The sequence below is a fragment of the Kitasatospora sp. CMC57 genome (genome assembly GCF_045866025.2).
Taxonomy (GTDB): Bacteria; Actinomycetota; Actinomycetes; order Streptomycetales; family Streptomycetaceae; genus Kitasatospora.
In genome coordinates this window covers 43,284-63,395 of record NZ_AP035881.2, presented here as the reverse complement: position 1 = coordinate 63,395, position 20,112 = coordinate 43,284, and the positions used below count along the sequence as shown (strand labels likewise).

Annotated in this window: 10 protein-coding genes and 1 pseudogene; 9 read left to right on the top strand and 2 right to left on the bottom strand. The window is 67.1% G+C overall.

Features of this window, described 5'->3' with window-relative positions:
- The first annotated feature begins 68 nt into the window (after window positions 1-68).
- The 4 genes from ACKUU6_RS00230 (at window position 69) to ACKUU6_RS00215 (ending at window position 9,848) form a co-directional block, all read left to right on the top strand.
- Window positions 69-7,595, top strand: coding sequence for a polymorphic toxin-type HINT domain-containing protein (locus ACKUU6_RS00230; RefSeq protein WP_407986277.1), 7,527 nt, complete (start codon window positions 69-71; stop codon window positions 7,593-7,595).
- Window positions 7,568-8,011, top strand: a complete 444-nt coding sequence (locus ACKUU6_RS00225) for an Imm10 family immunity protein (protein ID WP_407986276.1) — start codon at window positions 7,568-7,570, stop codon at window positions 8,009-8,011. Before ACKUU6_RS00230 ends, ACKUU6_RS00225 begins: the two co-directional genes overlap by 28 nt.
- 166 nt (window positions 8,012-8,177) lie before the next feature.
- A complete protein-coding gene (locus ACKUU6_RS00220) occupies window positions 8,178-8,366 on the top strand; it encodes a hypothetical protein (protein ID WP_407986275.1) in 189 nt (62 codons plus the stop codon).
- A gap of 226 nt (window positions 8,367-8,592) precedes the next feature.
- A protein-coding gene (locus ACKUU6_RS00215) for an IS3 family transposase (RefSeq protein WP_407986273.1) occupies window positions 8,593-9,848 on the top strand; the annotation gives its coding sequence in 2 pieces (ribosomal slippage) (window positions 8,593-8,875 and window positions 8,875-9,848; 1,257 coding nt in all).
- Between the two features lie 875 nt (window positions 9,849-10,723).
- Here ACKUU6_RS00215 and ACKUU6_RS00210 read toward each other — a convergent pair.
- Window positions 10,724-10,939, bottom strand: coding sequence for a hypothetical protein (locus tag ACKUU6_RS00210; RefSeq protein ID WP_407986272.1), 216 nt, complete (start codon window positions 10,937-10,939; stop codon window positions 10,724-10,726).
- Between the two features lies 1 nt (window position 10,940).
- On the opposite strand from ACKUU6_RS00210, the gene ACKUU6_RS00205 reads away from it, so the two are divergent.
- Window positions 10,941-11,486: a hypothetical protein gene (locus tag ACKUU6_RS00205; protein WP_407986271.1), complete on the top strand. Its 546-nt coding sequence runs from the start codon at window positions 10,941-10,943 to the stop codon at window positions 11,484-11,486.
- Window positions 11,487-11,611: 125 nt separating this feature from the next.
- Here the strand turns inward: ACKUU6_RS00205 and ACKUU6_RS00200 are convergent.
- Window positions 11,612-12,798, bottom strand: a pseudogene (locus tag ACKUU6_RS00200) (IS110 family transposase).
- 672 nt (window positions 12,799-13,470) lie between these two features.
- On the opposite strand from ACKUU6_RS00200, the gene ACKUU6_RS00195 reads away from it, so the two are divergent.
- The 4 genes from ACKUU6_RS00195 (at window position 13,471) to ACKUU6_RS00180 (ending at window position 20,108) form a co-directional block, all read left to right on the top strand.
- On the top strand, window positions 13,471-13,869 hold the full coding sequence (locus ACKUU6_RS00195) for a hypothetical protein (RefSeq protein WP_407986270.1): 399 nt from the start codon (window positions 13,471-13,473) through the stop codon (window positions 13,867-13,869).
- 373 nt (window positions 13,870-14,242) lie between these two features.
- Window positions 14,243-14,818 carry a hypothetical protein gene (locus ACKUU6_RS00190; protein ID WP_407986269.1) on the top strand — a complete coding sequence of 192 codons (576 nt, stop codon included), beginning with the start codon at window positions 14,243-14,245 and terminating at the stop codon, window positions 14,816-14,818.
- 1,057 nt (window positions 14,819-15,875) lie between these two features.
- A complete protein-coding gene (locus ACKUU6_RS00185) occupies window positions 15,876-16,796 on the top strand; it encodes a hypothetical protein (RefSeq protein WP_407986268.1) in 921 nt (306 codons plus the stop codon).
- 276 nt (window positions 16,797-17,072) lie between these two features.
- A complete protein-coding gene (locus ACKUU6_RS00180) occupies window positions 17,073-20,108 on the top strand; it encodes a P-loop NTPase fold protein (RefSeq protein ID WP_407986267.1) in 3,036 nt (1,011 codons plus the stop codon).
- The last annotated feature ends 4 nt before the right edge of the window (window positions 20,109-20,112 follow it).

Genomic DNA, 20,112 nt, shown 5'->3' with positions numbered 1-20,112 from the left:
TTCGTAGAAAGAGCCGAACGGAAGTCGGCTTCCGAAGGCGAATAGCCGGACCTTTGGGGCTGGCAGTGATGGCCTCGCTCCTGGGTCCTCTGGCCACTCAGGCCGCAGCTGCCGCACCGGACTTCTCCCGTATCTGGGCGCCCTCCAACACCCCGCTGCCGGGCACACCTTCGGTCCCTGTCACCAAGGCAGCCAAACCAGCTGAAGCCACGCCGCACTACGCCGTGCCCAAGCCATCAACTCCGCAGGCCCGCAAGACCTCCGGCAAGCCCGAAAGCGCCACGGCACAGGTGAGCGGAACACCGGCCAAGGCCGGAAATCTCCCGGTATGGGTGAACACCGCCCCGCCGCAACCCCCCTCCCGGAGCAAAGCCGAAGGCCCAGCGACAACGGTCACCGCAGTGACGGTGGTCCAGTCCGACGAAACAGCCGCAACCGCCGCAGGCGTCAACGGCCTCCTGCTGTCCCTGTCCGCCACCGCAACCACCCCGACAAGTGCAGCTCCCAGCGCCCGCACGGAGACCGGTGCCACCACCGCGCCGGTACAGGTCGGCCTGGACCTGGCGGCGCTGGACGCCGCGACCGGCGGCCAGTTCGCATCCCGCGGACGACTGATGTCGCTGCCGGCCTGCGCCCTGACCACCCCTCAGGTCCAAGCCTGCCTGGTCCGCACCCCGGTGGCCACCCACTACGACGCGGCCACCAAGCGCGTGACCGCCGACGTAGCCCTGTCAACAGCCCCCACAGCAGCCGCTGCGCCGGGTTCGGGAGTGGTGAAGTCGTCCTTCTCGGCTGCCGCACCGGCAGCCCCTGCAGCCGTGCCGGCGTCCACGCCGATGCTGCTGAGCGCGGAAGCTGGATCGTCCGGCGGTGGCGGCACCTACAGTGCCACCAGTCTGAGCGCCTCCTCCGGCTGGTCAGCTGGCGGCTCCACTGGCAACATGACCTACAGCTACGGCATCCAGGTGCCGCCGGCTCTAGGCGGTGCGGCTCCTGCGGTGTCGTTGGGCTACAACTCTTCTGCTGTGGACGGCAGGACGTCGGCGACCAACGCGCAGGCCTCCTGGATCGGTGACGGCTGGGACTACAACCCCGGCTTCATCGAGCGCACCTACAAGCCGTGCGACAAGAACGGCATCACGGGCTCCGGAGACCTGTGCTGGGGCGGCTTCAACGCCACCCTCTCCTTCGGCTCGCACTCCGGACCGCTCGTGCGTGCCACTGACGGTCCGGTCGCCTCGGACGACGCCACCGGCATCTGGCACCTCAAGGGCGACGACGGAACGAAGGTCGAGTTCGGCACCGGCGCGGCCAACGGCACCGACAACGGTGCCTACGCGAAGGTCACCGACAGCTCCGGCACGGTCTACTACTTCGGCCTCAACCACCTGCCCGGCGGGGACAAGAGCGACCCGGAGACCAAGTCCGCCTCCACGGTCCCCGTCTACGCACCCAACAGCGGCGACCGCTGCTACGACCCGGCCAAGGGCAAGGCGTCCTGGTGCCAGATGTGGCAGCGCCTGTCACTGGACTACGTGGTCGACGCCCATGGCAACCTCACCACCTACACCTGGGCACCGGAAGCCAACTTCTACTCCCGCGGCGGCGGCCAGAACAACGGCAACGGTATCTCCACCTCCTACACGCGTGCCACGACGCTCCAGCGCATCGACTACGGCCAGCTCCTCGACGCCCAGGTCGCGGCGAAGGGCGGTCTGCAGCCCGCGGCCCGGGTCAATTTCACGGTCGCCGAGCGCTGCCTGGCCGCCGGAACGGCCTGCGACGTGGCGAATCGCACAGTCGCGAACAAGACCAACTGGCCCGACGTACCCGTCGACCAGGAGTGCAAGTCCACCGGAACCTGCACCATCTACGGCCCCACCTACTTCACCACCAAACGCCTGACCAGCATCGGAACCCAAGTCCGGGTCAACAACGCCTGGCAGGACGTCGACAGCTACGCCCTGACGCATTCCTTCCCTGACCCGAGCGACACCACCAGCCAGAAGGCTCTCTGGCTGGATTCGGTGCAGCGCACCGGCAAGACCGCCACTCCCAACGTCACCACCCCGCCGGTGACTTTCGTTCCGGTGATGCTCCCCAACCGAGTGGACGGCACCGACCTGCTGCCGGCACCACCGCTGATGAACCGCCCGCGTATCCAGCAGATCAAGAACGAGATGGGCGGCGTCCTCAACGTCGACTACAACCTCGCCGACTGCTCACGCATCAACCACGTGATGCCGACCGCCGAAGACAACAACACCAGGGCCTGCTACCCGGTGCGCTGGTCCCCGGCCGGCTCGCTGCCCGGTGCGGACCCGGTGCTCGACTGGTTCCTGCACTACACCGTACGCTCCCTGACGGAGAACGACTTCGCCACGGGCGCGCCCGCGAAGATCACCACCTACACGTACGGTCCGGCCGGTTGGCACCGCGACGACAGCGAGTACACCGACGGCAAGAGCCGCACCTGGGGCGACTTCCGCGGCTTCGCCACGGTGACCGTCACCACCGGCGACGGCAACGACGGCCCCAAGAGTAAAACCACCACCACCTACCGTCAGGGCATGGAGGGCGACACCCGAAAGGACGGCACACCCCGCGCCGTTCCCCGCCTCCGTGACGCCCTGGGCAACGATGTCACGGACGTCGACTGGCTCGCCGGGCAGGCTCTGCAGGACGAGGCCTTCGACCGAGCTGACAGCACCGTCGTCGTCGCTCAGAGCATCAACAAGGCCAGCGGTGAAAAAACCACCGCCACACACATCAGGGGCAGCGGCCTGCCCGATTTGGTGGCCCGCTATGGCACAACCACCAGCAGCACCACCAACCGTGCTCGCAAGGCTGACGGCACCTGGCGGACCACAACAAAGACAAGTACCACCGACCCGGACCACGGGAACCGGCTGAGCACCTCGCTCGACCAGGCTGACGGCCTACCGGACCAGTGCTCCCGACTGACCTACGCCACAGGCGCAGACCCGCAGCGCGCAGATCTGCCCGCCGAGAGCGTGACCGTCTCTGGCGCTGCTGCCTGCATCGCGACACCAACGGCAGCCAACACGATCTCCCGCAGCAGGGTGCTATACGACGGCCTGACCCAGGGCCAGGCCGGCAAGGCCGGAAATCCGACCGGCCAGCAGGTCCTGGACCGCTATGACGGCACAGGTACACCAGTGTTCGCCACCACCTACGGCGGCACATTCGACATCTACGGCCGGGTGACATCGGCGACGGACATCAACAGCACCGACGACCAACACCCCAACGGCGCTACCACCACCACTACCTACACCTCCGGCTCAGCCGGTGAACTGCCCAACACCGTCACGGTGGCTGTCCCGATCCCCGGCTCGGCAACGGCGGCGACCTGGGACAACGTCACCAACCTTGATGTCCGCAGGTCGTTGCCGATCACCACGACGGACTCCAACAGCAAGACGACCACCAGGACCTACGACGCTCTGGGACGTACGACGGCGGTATGGGCAGCGGGACGTACTCCGGCGTCGAAGCCGAACGCGAACCAGACCTTCGCCTACACCGTCTCCAACGTGACCGGTACGCCGTCGACGATCACCACTTCGTCACTGATGCGGGACGCCGCAACGCCTGTCTACATGCGTCAGGTGACACTGCTGGACGGCTTCGGGCGGACCCGGCAGACCCAGTCCACGCCGGCCAGCCCCGGCTACCAGGGCCGGATGGTCACTGACACCCTGTTCGACTCGCAGGGGCGCACTCGCACCGCCAACGCGCCCTGGTACAACGATGCCGCCGCACCGTCGGGCACCCTGGTCATGGGCGTCGACAGCAGCATCCCTGCCCAGACCCGGATCACGTTCGACGGCTTGAGCCGTCCGGTCACCTCGGCGTTCTGGTCGTTGGGAGTTCAGCAGTCCCAGACGGTCACCGCATACCCCGGCGTGGACCGAACCGATGTCATCCCGCCGCAGGGGTCCTGGCCCACCAGTACCCTGACGGACAGCCGGGGACGCACCAGCGAGTTCTGGCAGTACACCACGCCCACCGCCACCGGTGTGGCCGCCGACGCGGCCGTCACCCGCTACACCTACACACCGGCCGGACAGCCGGCCACCCGGGTGGACGCGATGGGCAACACCTGGAGCTACGGCTACGACCTACGCGGCCGCCAGATCACCGCGACCGACCCGGACACCGGCGCCACCACGCAGACCTACGACACGGCGTCACGCCTGGCCACCACCACCGACGCCAAGCAGCAGACCCTGGCCTACACCTACGACCTGATGGGACGTAAGACCGGCCTGTACGACGGCACGGTGACGGCCGCCAAGCAGCTCGCCGCCTGGACCTTCGACACCGTCGCCAAGGGCAAGCCCACCTCCTCCACCCGCTTCGTCGGTGGCAGCACCGGCCAGGCGTACACCACGACGGTCACCGGATACGACGACGGTTACCGCGCCACCGGCAGCACCGTCACGATTCCCGGCACCGAAGTCGGCCAGGCCGCGGGCACCACCTACGCCTATACCACCGGCGTGCAGTTCGACCCGGTGACCGGCAACCCGAAGCAGGAGACCACGCCAGCGCTCGGCGGCCTGCCGTACGAGGAAATCGGCTTCTCGTACAACAGCTACGGACAGCTGATCTCCTACGGCGGTGCGACGACCTACGACGCGCAGACGGCGTATGACGCATTCGGGCGTCCGGTCCGCTCCACCATCAACCCGTGGGCCACGCAGGTGGTGACCACCACCGATTACGACCAGGCCACCGGGCGGGTGCGCTCACAGTTCCTGGACAAGCAGACCTCCACCACCGGAACCGTCCAGCAGACCAGCTACACCTACAACCCGTCCGGCACCATCACCTCCATCACCGACGTCCCCGACAACAACCCGTCGGCGACCTCCCGCCAGTGCTTCACCTACGACACCCTCGGACGCCTCACGACGGCCTGGACCGACACCGGCACCATCACCACCCCCGACCCACTCCAGCACAAGACCCAGGACCAAGGAGCCTGCACCAACACCACCCCCACCAGCGCAGCCGTCCCCCCGGCCAAGACCACCGTCGGCGGCGCCAACCCTTACTGGCAGGACTACACCTACGACCTCACCGGCAACCGCAAGACCCTGATCCAGCACAACCCGGCCGGTGACACCACCAAGGACACCACCACCACCCAGACCTTCGGCACACCCGAAACGGTCAACACCCCGACTGAGCCTCTCACCGCAGGCGGCGGTACCGGCGGACCGCACGCCCTGCTCACCAGCAAGGTCACCGGCAACGGCGCCCCCGGCCTGACCGGCACCACCCAGTACGACGCGACCGGCAACACCACCAAGATCGGCAACTCCAAGGCCGACCGCACCCTGCGCGCCGGCTACATCATCAAGTCCGGCGAGAGCCTCCGCACCAACAGCACCCAGTTCGCCATGCAACCGGACGGCAACCTCGTCCTCACCTCCCTGCGCACCGGCGACGTCCTGTGGTCCAGCAACACCCAGAACCACCTCGGCGCCTGGGCGACCATGCAGGACGACGGCAACTTCGTCGTCTACGACACCGCCCGCGTAGTGCTGTGGTCCTCCAACACCGCCGTCGGCGCGGGCAGCGGCTACTTCGCAGCCCTCCAGGACGACGGCAAGTTCATCGTCTACGCCCCCGGCTACGTAACCAAGTGGGCCACCAACACCTGGAACCCCATCGACGCCGCAGGCGGCGCCACCTACACCTGGAACACCGAAGGCAAACTCGCCTCCATCACCCAGGGCACCACCACCATCGCCACCTACGTCTACGACGCCGACGGCAACCAACTCATCCGCCGCAACCCCACCAAAACCACCATCACCCTCGGCGCCGACGAACTCGTCTACGACACCAACACCAAACAGTCCACCGGCACCCGCTACTACCCCATCCCCGGCGGACTCACCATCGTCCGCACCGGCGCCGGAACCAACCCCGGCACCTTCGTCGCCCAACTGGCCGACCACCACGGCACCAACACCACCAGCATCGACCTCACCACCCTCGCCACCACAAGGCGACCGACCGACCCCTTCGGCAACCCCCGCGACACCCTCCCCTCCGTCAACACCTGGGGCGGAGACAAGGGCTACATCGGCGGCACCAAGGACTACAACACCAGCCTCACCAACCTCGGCGCCCGCCAATACCAACCCACCACCGGCCGCTTCATCAACCCCGACCCCATCCTCGACACAACCGACCCACAACAGTGGAACGGCTACGCCTACAGCAACAACAACCCCGTCAACCTCAGCGACCCCAGCGGACTCCGTCCCGACGGAGTCTGCGGCGGATTCGGCACCTGCTCAGATTTCCAGGGCAACATCACCCACGAATCCTGGACTAAAACCAGCGATGGCGACTGGAACGTTGCCTACTGGGACAACGTGATCAGCACCAAAGAACACCCCCAGCGTGCCGGCGCAAACGTCACCCTCATCTACCCAAGCGGAACAAAGCGAAGCCGCCTCCGTGAGAGCTTCGACGCGATGGGGTTCATTCCAGGGCTGAACATCATCGGCGCGGTAGGCGGCACCGTCATGGACCTCCAAGACGGCCACTACCTCGATGCCGCCCAAAGCCTTATAGGTGCCATCCCCGGCGCCGGAATAGCAGCAAAGGCTGGGAAAGCAGCAAAAGCCGGAAAGGCACTCAGTGCAGCCGAAAAGATCGATAACGTGGCCGAGGCAGCCGCTGATGCAGTCGACTGCCTAGCTTCCGCCGCCCCCCACAGCTTCCTGCCCGGAACGCTCGTGCTCATGGCAGACGGTACGACAAGGGCCATCGAGGACCTCCAGGTTGGCGATCAAGTCCAAGCCACTGATCCCGAAAACGGCCAAACCGAAGCCAAGCCAGTTATCGCCACAATCCGCACACCGGACGACCATGAGTTCACCGACCTGACACTGCAGAAGACCGGTGACACCCTCGGCAAGACCGAGAAGCTCACCTCCACCCAGCACCACCCCTTCTGGGACGCCACCACCCGACGCTGGACCGACGCCGCGCAACTGCAGCCAGGACACGAGGTTCGCCAACCAGACGGCCACACCCTCACCATCACGTCAGTCAAAAATTACCGAACCGCCCCCCAGCTTGCGCATGACCTGACAATCGCTGACATCCACACGTACTATGTGGTGGCGGGGGCCACGCCGGTCCTGGTTCATAACACTGGCGGCAACGGGCATATGTGCGATATCTCTGTGGCGTCGGCAGATGGAAGCACGAGCGATATCTCGCTGGAGAGCGGCGATATGACGCCTGAAGAGGCTGGGCTAGGGTATCCCAACAACTCGGCTTTCACGCATACGGAGCATCGATTCTCGCGCATGGCAGGTGCTTCCACAGGGCCGAAGGTTTCGCTGCCGAATGACCCATTCGCTGGCAATTTCCCGTTGAGTTCAGGTGATGCGGTTAGGATGCAAGGCCAACTCCCTCCCTGCTCGCGATGTAAGGGTGCGATGAACCGTATGGTCAACGAGTTGGGGGTGTCGGTCACGTATGAATGGTCCGGCGCCAAGGGGGCTGGGTCATGGACAGCTGGAAGAAGGAGGCGCTAACAATGAGATTGACTGCCGTAGAAGTTGGGTTCTTCGAGGATTACGAGGACGAAGAGGCCCTTGAGGTGGGCGTTTCCGGGGTGGATGAGTCCGGCGCCCCGAGATCGTTCTCATTTCAGCGATCCACGTACGAACCAGATGAGCAGGAAATCCAGTCTGGAATGGATTCCTACAACGTCTCCACTGAGCGAGGCTTCACCGTATACGGCTGCCTGCGAAGCGTGCGACTTTCCAATATGGTTCTCACGCTGGAATTCACCGCTGAAGATGCAGAGATTCTTGAGATTTCAACACCCGTTGAAGTGAATCTAAGTGAGGCGCAGGCAGATGGGGAAAATCTGCCTCGGAAGCTTCGTGAGATTCTGGACTGGGGCTCTCCTGAGAAGCGGCCTGATTTGATTGGGTTGGACGTCTAGGAACCGTCCACCGGGGCGTAGGTCGTGCTTCTTGAGGGGCTCCGTCACGTCATTCCCTTATGAAGAATTCGACAGCCTGTACATGCGAGGGTCCCCTCCGCGCTTCTACGCGGAGGGGACCCTCGGGTCGTTTGACGGAAACGTCAGCGGACGACGGCTGCGGTGGGTGGGCCTCGGCATTTGTGCGGCGCTCGCCGCCTTCGCCTTCGGCCTCACCCGCGTACCAAACGCCGAACAGGTCTTCCTGGTCGTCGGCCTCGTGATCATGACCACCTGCGTGTTCACGTTCACCGCCTCCATGCGCCGCAGCCGCCGCGACCGCCGCCTCGCTGGCGTTGGCAGGCGACGGGCCTGAGAAGCGATTCCCAAACCGAAGGTAGGGTCACGTTTTCCCAGGTGAGGTGTGTGGCCGTCGCTCGGTAGGCATGCTCGGAGCGTCGTGTCGGCGTGGGGCGTGGTTGGAGGTGGCGGATGCCGTCGGTGCTGGGGGTGTTGGAGCGGCGTGAGCGGGTGGCGCTGGCCCGGGCGGATGAACCGCCCCGGGTTCGGTGGGGACTCGATTTCGTGTAAGGATTCGAGTCATGGCACGTCCCTCTTCCTACCCTCCTGAGCTGCGCCGTCGTGCGGTGCGCATGGTCGCCGAGGTCCTCGGTGACTACCCGAACGAGTCGGCCGCGCTGCGGGCCGTCGCGGAGAAGCTGGGCATCGGCTCCGCCGAGACGCTGCGCAACTGGGTCCGGCGCGACCAGGTCGACTCCGGACAGCGTGCGGGCACGACCACGGAGGAGTCCGCGCAGATCAAGGCGATGAAGAAGGAGATCGCCGAGCTCAAGCGCGCCAACGAGATCCTCAAGTCCGCGGCGAGTTTCTTCGCGGCCGAGCTCGACCGGCCACACCTGCGCTCGTAGCGTTCATCGACGAGCACCGGGGCCGCTTCGGCGGAGTCGAGCCGATCTGCAGGATCCTCACCGAGCACGACTGCAGCATCCACCCGTCCACCTACTACGCCCACAAGAAGAGCAAGCCCTCCGCGCGGGCCGTGCGCGACGCGGAGCTGACCGAGGTCATCAAGCGGATCCACCGCGAGAACTACGACGTCTACGGGGTCCGCAAGATGTGGGCCGCCCTCAAGCGGGCCGGCCGCACCGACGTGGCGCGCTGCACCGTCGAGCGGCTGATGAAGGCTGAGGGCCTGTCAGGAGCCCTGCGGGGCAAGAAGGTCACCACTACGGTCCCGGACGAGGACCGGCATGTCCAGCGGGCCCCGGACCGGCTCAAGCGGCAGTTCGTCGCCTCCGCCCCGAACCGGGTCTGGGTCGCGGACTTCACCTACGTGCAGTCCTGGTCCGGAGTCGTCTACGTCGCCTTCGTCGTGGACACCTTCTCCCGCCGTATCGTCGGCTGGTCGGCCGCAACCACCAAGGAGACCCGGCTCGTCCTGGATGCGCCGGACATGGCACTGTGGCAGCGCGACCGCGACGGATTCCCCCACCAGCGAGGCGAGTTGATACATCACTCGGATGCCGGGTCGCAGTACACGAGCTTCCGGCTCGCCGAGCACCTGGACGCCGCCGATATCGCAGCCTCGATCGGATCCGTCGGCGACGCCTACGACAACGCCCTGATGGAATCCACCATCGGCTTGTACAAGACCGAGGTGATCAAGCCCCAGCGGCCCTGGAAGACGCTCTCGCACGTCGAGCTCGCCACCGCCGAGTGGACCGACTGGTACAACCACCGACGACTCCACGGTGAGATAGGCCACGTCCCGCCTGTCGAGCACGAGGAAAACTACTACCTGTCGACCACGAAACCCCTGGTCACAGCCACAACCTGAGATCTCTACCGAACCCGGGGCGGTTCACCACCCCCAGCCCCGCCTGGCGCGACACAGTGGAGCTGGCCGCATGAACGTCACCGAACTTCTGCGGCGACTGCAGGCCGAGCAGGACGAGACCGCCACGGGTGTGACGGAACTGCGGGCGGCCACCCTGGGTTCCGTTCCGTGCCGTGACCTAACGGCGTTCTGGGCGTCTGATCCGGCTTCGAGTAGACCAATCCTGGCTGTCGTACGGGGGCCGGTCCGTCCGTCGAGGGTGCTGTGGGGCGGTCGGGTTTCGGTGACTGTCGGTGGTCGGTGGTCGGTGGCCGGGCCGTTCGGGGTTGGTCGGGCGGCCGGGAGCGGGGTCCTTGCCTGGGGGTTTTCTCGAATTGACGGTCCGTCGGAAATGCCGCCGGAAAATGCCGCCGGTTTCGGTGCCGTTTTCCGCTGCCGGATTGGGCTGAGGTTTCCGCCGGTTTGGTCGGCTACGGCGGTCGTCGGATTCGTGGGTGGAATTGTCTGGGCCAGCTCGTCGTCCCGGGCCGTCCTCGCGGGTGGGGAGCTGTCCGCCGTCGCCTCGTGCTGCGCCAGCCCGTCGTCCTCGTGGTCCTGGCCGTCGTGGTCCTGGTCGTCGTTCCCATCGCCCGCCGGGGTCGCCGGATCTGGCGCTGCGTCAGGCTGTTGTCCTGCACCGGCGGTTGGCCGCCCTTCCGCTTCCCGGTGGCGGGCCCGCCCGGCCGCCCGCCCGACGCCCAAGCCGCTGCTGCCGGTCTGCCCGGGTCGTTTCCGGTGCGTGCCTGGTGTTCGAGGACGCACGGCGGTGTGAGAGGCTTCGGCGCTCCTTGCACCACGTCTCACCTGGGGGAACCCGTGCGGGCTCGTCGCCGCCATCACCTGCTCACCATCGTCGCCGCTGTCGCCCTTGCCGGGATGGCTGCTTGCTCCAGTGCGACGGGATCGGCCCCGGCCGTCTCCTCCACCCGGGCGACCCAGCCGCCGGCGCCGGGGTCGCCAGCGGTGTCGACGGGGCCAGCCGCGACCCCGGCCTTCGACCCCGTCATGGCCCTGGCGAAGTCGGACGCGAAGCCGTATTCGGCTGGGATCACCATGACCACCGAGATGGACGGCGATGGCATCATCAGCGCCTTCGGGCAGATGAACTTCGGTGAGAAACTCAGCGCGCGGGTCGAGGTACGTGCCAGCGATCCGGACGGGGACGGGCCCCTGGTGCACTACGAGTCGATCATGACGGAGAGCGCCGCCTACGGCCGGGACCTGGGGAAGAAGGGCCCGTGGTTCGAGCAGCCCCGCGAGGCGGACGCCACCGTGTCGGACTTCCGGGTCTATGCCCGGGCGCTGGCCGGGCGAGGTGCGGCCGCGCTCAGGGGCGCGGAGACACGCGAGGGCGTCGCCACCGTCCACCTGACCGGCCGCTTCGACCCGGAGGAGCTGGCCGTCATCGACTCGCGGGTGGCCCGCTCGATGGCGCAGAAGGGAGTCAACGGCTTCGACTGCGACCTGTGGATCGACCAGGACGGCCGTCTGACCCGCTACGAGCAGCGCTTCGCGACGAAGACCTACAAGGCGCTCAACACCGTCATCTTCAAGGACTTCGGCCCCCCGCAGGCCTTCACCGCACCGACCGTCGGCTGACCATCACCGGAGCTGCCGGTCCACCTGCCGTCCTCGACCCGGCTCGGCCTGCTGTGGCTGCGCCGTGGCCGTCGTCGTGCTTCTCGGCCGCCCGCTCTGCACCGCTGGTCCGGCGTCATGCCTGCTCATGACGCTACTGCTGGACGCGTGCCGTCGCGGAGCATGGCGAATATGACGTCGACCCGGCGTCTGGCCAGGCAGAGGAGCGCCTGGGTGTGTCGTTTGCCCTGGCTGATCTTCTTGTCGTAATAGGCACGGGACGCCGGGTCGCTGAGTGAGGCGAACGCGGCCAGGAAGAACGCCCGTTTCAGCTGCTTGTTGCCCCGGCGGGAGGGTTGCTCGCCGCGTATAGAGGAGCCGGAGCTGCGGGGCGCGGGGGCGAGACCGGCGTAGGAGGCCAGGTGGGCGGCGGTCGGGAACGCGCTCGCGTCGCCCACGTCGATCAGGACCCGGGCGCCGGTCCTGGTGCCTATGCCAGGCATCGAGGTCAGGATCTGTGACAGCGGGTGCTCGTCCAGCAGTTCCTGGATCCGCTTCTCCAGGAGCTTGCGCTGGTCGAGGACGGCCCGCAGCGAGCCGGCCAGGCTGGGCACGATCAGCGCGGCCGCCTCGGTGCCTGGGACGACCACGGTCTGTTCGTCGAGCGCGGTGAGGAGGTCCTCGATCAGGCGCTCGAACATGCGCGGGGCCAAGGGCCGGGCGGTGCTGTGCAGTCGGCGGCGTCCGGCTTTGCGCAGAGCGGCCGGTGAGCCGAACCGCTCCAGCAGGGCGAGGACCGCCGGGTGGTCCAGTCGCGGTCCCAGCACGCGCTCCAAGTGTGGGTGGATCTGGGTGAGCAGACCGCGCAGGCGGTTGGCGATGCGGGTTGCTTCGCCGGCGAGGTCATCGTCGAAGCCGACGATCATCTCCAGTTCGGCGACGGTCTCGTCGGTGAGCTCGATGGCGCGCAGGGTGTGGGGCATGGTGCGGGCGGCGTCCGCAATGATGAAGGCATCGCGGGCATCGGTCTTGGCCTCGCCCGGGTAGAGGTCGGCGATGCGGCGCATCGTCAGACCGGGCAGGTAGGCGACACGGCAGCCGGCGTCCCGTGCGACCGCCAAGGGCAGGGCGCCGATGCAGGCGGGCTGGTCGACGACGACCAGGACGGTGCCGTTTTGGCGATGAGCTTGTCGAGCACGGCCCGCAGCTTGGGTTCGCTGTTCGGCAGCCGCTTGTCGAAGACCCGCTTGCCGGACCGGGTCACCGCGGTTCCGTGGTGCTCGCCCTTGCCGACGTCCAGGCCCAGGAAGACATCCACGTCGCTGGTGTCGATCACACTGATCCCTTACGAGGTTGTGCTGTCCCGGCCTCGTTGGCGTGGCATCAGTCGCCGGCATCCACGTTACGAAGAGCCTCCCAGCACGCTGGTGGTCCTGCCCCTATCAGCGGTCTACCGATGCCTCCGGCCCGGTGACACCACCCCCCCCGGATCATGCGAACTACAAGGGGGAACAGTCATGCCGGTCCGGAGGCCGGGAGCCCCGTTGCGGGGCCACGAAGACGGTAACGGGGGGTCGCGTCGGTGACGTGCGGGGGAGGGCCGGTTCCCCCGTGCCGGGCTGGTCCGCGACAGCCGCGACAGGGGGCCCGCGGTGCTCCTCCCGTCCCGGTCGAGCCGGTCCGGGCCGGGCCCGTCCCTGGACCGCCCGCACTGCTGCTGTGCCTGGCCGGTTGTCCTGGCGGTGTGGTGGCTGGCTTCTTCCCGGGGTGGGACAGGGGTGTCTCAGGGCTTGTCCCACCGGTGTCTCACCGTGCCGGTTATGTCCGTTTTGCTGGGACGGTCTCAGGCCGTATCCGCAGGTGGGAGCGTTTTCGGTCCGGGTTGGGACAGGGTGTGGGACACGGCCTCGCGGCGGTCCTGACTGTCCTCTGACAGGCGATCTTGACCGATTGCCAAGTGATCTTGACTAGTGGTCACCAGCAGTAGGCCTGGCATGCTGTGGCGGTGTCGAAGAAGCAGAAGCGCGCGGTGACCCTTGCCGACATGGTCGCGGCCCTGACGCCACCAGCGGAGGAGGAGCCTGGCGCCTCATACGTCGACCCGCCCGTGGCAGCCCGCGGTTTCACCGATGCCGGCGGCACCTACTGGCGGCTCGCCCGCGGGCCGCTGGACCCTCGCCGGGCCAAGCGGCTCGCAGTCGAGGCCGACGTTATGTCGATGGGAACGTCCTACGACGACGAGGTCGGATGGTGGCTTCCCCGCTTCCTGACGGAGACCGAGCGGCCGGCTGCCTGGCTCAAAGCGCGAGCCTGGCTCGGTGCGGCCGACCTGCCGGTCCACGAGGCGTACGAGTTCACCGCGGACGACGGCCGCGTTCTCCTCTTCATCGAGACGTACTGCTGACCTCGATCCCGCACCAGCACCTGCGTGCCCGGGCACTCTCGGTCCGGCAGTCAAGATCACCTGTCAATCGGTCACGATCGCCTGTCAGAGGACACTGACAGTCTCAAGTTAGTTTGACGTGTCTCATCGAAGTTTGACCGGCGTGGATCTGTCTCATCGAGGGTTGATCGAGTCCAGGGGGAGCGAGCTTCGAGGGTGGGGACTCTCGTAGTCGGCTGTCGTGGCGGGGAGGAATTCCCTGGCCAGGGCGGGCGTGTTGTGGGACGGTTCGGTTCGTTAAGCGGAGAGGTGGAGTGTGTGGGTATCGACTACTGCTACGAGATCGTCGTCCCCGCCCAGAACGTCGTCAGGGCGTTGACCGAACTCGCTGGGCTTGCGCCGAGGACGCGTCGACTGCCGCAGACGACGGTGGCCCTGCCGGGGGGGCGACCAGCTGCTCCTCCCGTTCACCTCGAACTTCAAAACCGACCAGGTCGACTGCTCGGACGGCAGCACACTGCACCTCGACACCACGCTCATGTTCGGCGTCGACGACGACGCGATGCGCGAGTTCGCCGAGACCGTCCGAGGGGAACGCGACGAGCACGGCAGGCTGGCGGTCGGATACATCTACCTCGCAGTCGAGTTCACGTCCTGGTGGCACCCCGGCTACGTGTCACTGCGCTTCACAGCGGCCACGACGGGCATGAGCCAGGCGTTCGAGCGGTCCGCCAGCATCCGGGAGGTTTTCACCGCGCTGACCGCCGCCAGCGGAGGGATCTGCTGTCTGCTCGACACCGAGAGCGTCACCTGGCAGATCTGCTGGCTGAACGGCGAACCGGTGCAAGCCACCGTCCCCGGCGCGCGTTTCGCCGGCCACCAGGACCTGGTGGCGACCTGGCCGCCTCCGGACGGGCTGCGCGCCGGGACCCCCGGCCGGACGAACTGGACGCGGACGGTCTCGGCGTAACCAGTGCCCACACCACCACGTGCCAGCTACGCCGACGACGTGGCCCAGCATCCGACGCCGAACGCTCAACCCGCCAGCGGAAGCGCTCGGCCGCAGGAGTCGGTCAAACTCCGCTGAGACTCGTCAAACTTCGTTTAGACGGGTCAGGCCCGCCGCCCGGGTGCCGGTGCCGGGCTGCCGGTGGCCCCGGCTGCTGCTGTCGGGCCGTCAGGCCAGGCCCGGCGTAACCGTGCTGCCGCTCCGTCAGGCCGGGCCGGGCGGGAGGGTGCTGGCGGCCTGTCAGGCGCCACCCCGCCCCGGGGGGCCGTAGGCCGCCACCGCGCCGGTCGCCGGCCTGCTGCGGGGCCGTCAGGCCCCGGCTCCCGGCCACCCACCGGTGCGGCCGCCAGGCCGGCACCCCTCTCGCGGCCGCAGGCCGCCCGTGTGAGGGCCAGGTGGAGCTGGAGGGCCAGGAGGACCGACCGGGTGGTGGGGTCCGGCCGCCGTCCGGGCCCGCTGCTCCTGGTGGCCGTCCCCGGCCCGTCTGCCCGCCGCTGCGCCCAGCCCGCCGGTCCGCCTCCTTGCCCGGTGCCCGGCGATGCGCTCCTCGCCCCGGTGTCAGCCCGCGCATTCACTGCTGACGGCCCGCCGCCGTACGAATTCGTGGACCGCCCAGAATTCCACCGATCGTGCCGCCCGCCGGGCTGCTCTCCAAGGCGGCCGTACTTCACTTCTGCGGCCCGTGGATTCACGGTGCGAAGCAGCGGCCGGTGACTGCGAATCTGCGGTTTGTTGTCACTGGGGGATCGGTTGGTGTCACCGCTCTCCAGGGGTGGTGGCGTCCGGGGTGGAGAAAGTAGTGAGTGTCACCGCGGTGCAGATGTGTGGTGACATCAGGAGATGTCAACCAGTGACATGTTGATGCAGATTCCTATGCCGGTGGCCGGCTTGACGGGCCCGGGCCTGAGGACTCAGCAGCAATGGCTGCGTAGGGCGAGGGGCAGGTCAGCGAGAAATCCCTGCGCAGATTCGATCGTTGTTGAGGGGTGGGGCGGTGGGTGTCTGGGAGACTCGGCGGGTGTCTGAGCAGCCGTTGACGTTCCTTCCGCTTTCGTACGCCGCGAGACCACCGCGGCTGGTCGTCGTTGCCCCGCAGGGTGACGACTGGGTGCGGTGGGCGGCGGCTGCGCTCGCCCGGTTGTCGAAGGTGTGGGGGTGCAGCGGCAGTGTGGTCCTGCCCGCCGAAGCGATCGAACATCCGGCGCTGCAGCGGTGCCTGGCCCGACTGCAGTCGGACCATGTCGTGCCGTACGTGCCATCCTGGGATACGGCTGATGAGATCACCCCGGGACTCATCGAGGGGCTCCTTGCCCGGCATGTCATTCCTGATGAGGCAGCTCGGGAGGAGTTTGAGCGGTCGGTGCGGAAGGAGTCCTGGAACGCCCCTGTCGTGGCGGAGGCCGAGGCGGCTGCTACTGCACTGCGCTCGCGTCTTGCTGTCAACCAGCGAGAGGACTTTCTTCATGTGCACCACTTGTTCGACGCCGATGACGATCACTCCCTGACACCTCTGGCATCGGTGGCGACCGCGCCGCTGATCGGCGTTCCGAAGTCGCTCGTCACCACAGCCGCTTCTCTCGCCTACGCGATGCATGTCGGAGTGCAGGAGACCCTGCTCGAAGGCCTCGTTGAGTCCCGACAGTGGCTGGAAGCGGCTGCCCGGCGAGACGAGTCGCCGCTTCTGGGTGATTTCCACCCCGCTGCAGGACCGGACGCGCTCGCGATGATGTCTCACCAAGCCGGCCTTTGTGTCCAGGTACGACGGGGTTACCAGCCGGCGCAGGCCACGATGGTGCTTGGTGACAGGCCCGAGGACTTCGCGCTGGCTCAGGTGCTGAGGCAGCTCCACGATTCTGTCGTGTGGCTGCCCGGGGACGAGGTGTCCCTTGCTTCGTTCTGGCTGTTTGACCGGGGCCACCGCATTGTCCCGTCTCGTTGAGGTTGCATGATCTGTATCTGCGGTGACCTGAGCTGCTGCAGGTACAGCGAGACGGACATTTCGGGTGTTCTGCAGGTCTCGTCTCCGCGCTGACTCCGTAACACTGCAGGTAGTTGAGGGGGTGTCAGCGGTCCTGCAGGTTTTATGGGATTTCTGCAGGTGCATCGAGACTGCCTAGGTCCGTGGTGGTGTCGGAGCGGTGCAGTGGTCAGCGTTGGTGTCTGCCGTAGGCCGTACGATCACGGCACCGCGAGTGCTGGATGCGAGGGGTGCCACGTGAGTCAGAGCGAGTCGTGGATCGTCGAGGATGTCTCGATCGAGACCCATGCTGCCGATCAGTTCGACCATGCCTCGGTCGCCAGGGAGATCGCGGACATTGTGCGTGTCTCCCGTCATTCACTGGCGATCGGTTTGTTGGGCGGCTACGGCACGGGCAAGTCTTCGGTGGTGCGGCTTTTGCGGGAGGAGCTGGGGTCGAACCAGCGGTGGGCTGTTCTGCACGTCAGCGCCGAGCGGCACAGCGGAGTGGCGCGCGGCCGTGGCCTTCTCTACGGGTTGATCGACGAGGCCCGGCGGACGGGGGCGCTTACGCCTGCGGAACAGCAGGGACTTCGGGCCGGGCTTGAAGGCGCCCAGCAGCAGGTCATGAAGAACGTCGTGAAGGAAGACGGCAAAGGCGGCTGGAAGAAGTACGTCTTTGCGGTGCTGCAGGGGATCGCCTGGATGGTGATGTTGAGCCTGCTGGCCTGGTTGCTGGGTGCGGCGGTTGTGGGGGTGGCCCACTTCGCGGGCGGCTGGCCGGAGGTGAAGGCGTGGGTGTGGTTCACCGCTGCGGGTTCCGCCGGCCCGGTTGGGTTCTTGTTGAGTGGGGCGGTGGCGGGGGCGCTGATCGTAGCCGCGAAGGAGGCCGCGCAGAACTTCCTGAAGGGCTACGACATCACTCTCAGCACTCCGAGAGCGGACACCGCTGACGAGTTGGAGCAGGCTTTCCTGAGGCTGATCAAGCGTGTCAACTGCCGTGTTGTCGTCGCTATCGACGACATCGACCGGCTGGCGGCCAGTGACGTGCTGGAGGCCCTGTCGACAGTGCGCAGCCTTCTGCTGGTGGGCGCCCACCTCGACAGGCCGCCGGTGTTCCTGCTGTCCTGCGATGAAGCTGTCGTGCGTGAAGCCATCATCGGGGTGAGGCCCGGGTTGGCCCACCGGCCGACTGGCTCCGCGCTGTCCGGGGCGGCGGAGAGCAAGGACGGTGAGCACAAGACTGGCGCTGCCAAGCGCCGGGCGTTGGAACAGGCAGCGGACGAGTACCTCAACAAGTTGTTTACGGTGCGGATTTCGTTGCCTGAGCACCTCGGACTCGACATGCGTGAGTACGCGGGAAAGCTGCTCGAGTCCCATCCGATCATCCGGAAGGTGCCGGGCACGGCCCTCCTCGACACCGTACTCGACGTGCTCATTCACGACGGGGTGCGCGATCCCCGGCACGTGATCCGCCTTCTGAACGGATTCCTTGCGCACTACCGTCTGGCTGAACGCCGCGAGTCGGCACCCGCTGGGGCCGCTGCCCGCATCGCCAAGGGTGAAGTAACCGGCTACCCGCTGGAGTTGGCGAGGTTGACGGTTCTGCAGTACGACTTCCGGGGCATGTTCGATGACGTGCAGCGGGAACGCGACCTCTTGCACCTCCTGGACGACGCCACTGCGGCCGACGGGAAGCTGAGCGATCCGGACCCACTCCTTGCCCCCTACCTCGTTTCGGCGCGGACCGAGCAGGCCGACGACTCGAGCCTCGACTACGAGACTCATTCCGCACTGGTGTACCTGCGTACTGTCGGTCCATTCACCCGCCCGCACCGTGCACCGCTGCTCGGCCCCCTGCTGGCACTGGGGTCGGAGCCGGACAGCCGTCACCTGGGTGGCGAGACCGCCCGTGCCATCCGGGAAGAACTTCGAAGCCGAAATGTCCCGGGCTTCGCCGCACGTCTGCAGCAGCCGGACGGCCGCCTGCGTGTGCTCCAGGCCGCTGAGATCACTCTCACGAACGCCCGGCGTGGGCTGGCACTGGACAACACTCTTGTCACCGTGGTCCGAGGACTCGGCCAGCAGCAGGCAGCCCTGAGCGCAGATGAGGCGACCCGACTCGCGGACACTGCCATCCGCCTTCGCGGTGCGCTGACCACACCACTCGAGGCCGTCGATATCGCGGTACTCCTGGCTCTTGGATCCTCTTCCAACCACTCTGCGCTGCGAGCCGAGTTGCGCCAGGCCCCTGAGAGCGGCGACCGGCGTCGGGCCTGGGCTGCTGTCCTTCTCGACCTCGTCCACAGCCCTCACGGTCCGGACCTGGCACCTGTCCTGGACGGATACTTCGAGACGCTCGCCGGCGATGGCGACGCAGAAGACCTGCGCCACTGGACCGACTCCTGGCAGCAGGAGCCCGAGCGTGCCCGTGAGACATGGCCGAGCAGTGCCTACGCCTTCCTTCTGGCCGGTGGAGCGACACATGGGGACGACACCTCGGAGATCCCGATGATCACGCAGATCGTCCTGGACGGCGCGGACCGGCACAGCTGGGACCGCCGAATCGCACTCGGACTGCTCGACATGCTCCAGGTCCCCGGACAGCTACGCCGTGCCGCCGTGGAACTCCTGCACCACGTGGTCATGCCCGCAGACGGATGGGGCCCAGTGGCGCGTCCCGGGCAGACGCTGCTGGCATCATCCACCGTCGCCGTTCACCTCGTCGACGGCGTCGCCACCCATCTGACCGAGGAACAGGACGACACCGTGGCGGCCCAGACCGCATCCCTGCTGCGCTCCTGGCTGCCGAACTGGGTCAATACGGCCAACCGCACCGCCATCGACCTCACCGTGAAAGCCATCGTCGAGACCGCGGACTCGAGCGAGGAGCTCGCCCAGACCACCCGCCAGTTGCTCGACATGCTGCCCGAACAGGACGCGGCCGGCTACGCCGAGGCCCTGGCCGACAAGCTGAACCCCCAGCCCCCGGCTATCGTTCCCGTCGCCTCCGCTCTGCGTAACACCCTGATCGGTTTTCTGCACAGGGCGGACGGCAGCGGCAGTGCCATGGAGGCCGCTGCCGCGCGGGTGCTGGACAAGCTCACCGAGGGGATCGAGGCGGACAGTGCCACCGGCGTGTTTGCCCGCCAGGGCCTACCCCACGTGTTGTCGACCCCGCAGGGGCAGGCACAGGCCTCCGTCCTTGCCCGGCGTCTCATCGACGCGATCCCCATCCAAGCCACACAGCACGCTGAACCGCCCCGGGTTCGGTGGGGACTCGATTTCGTGTAAGGAT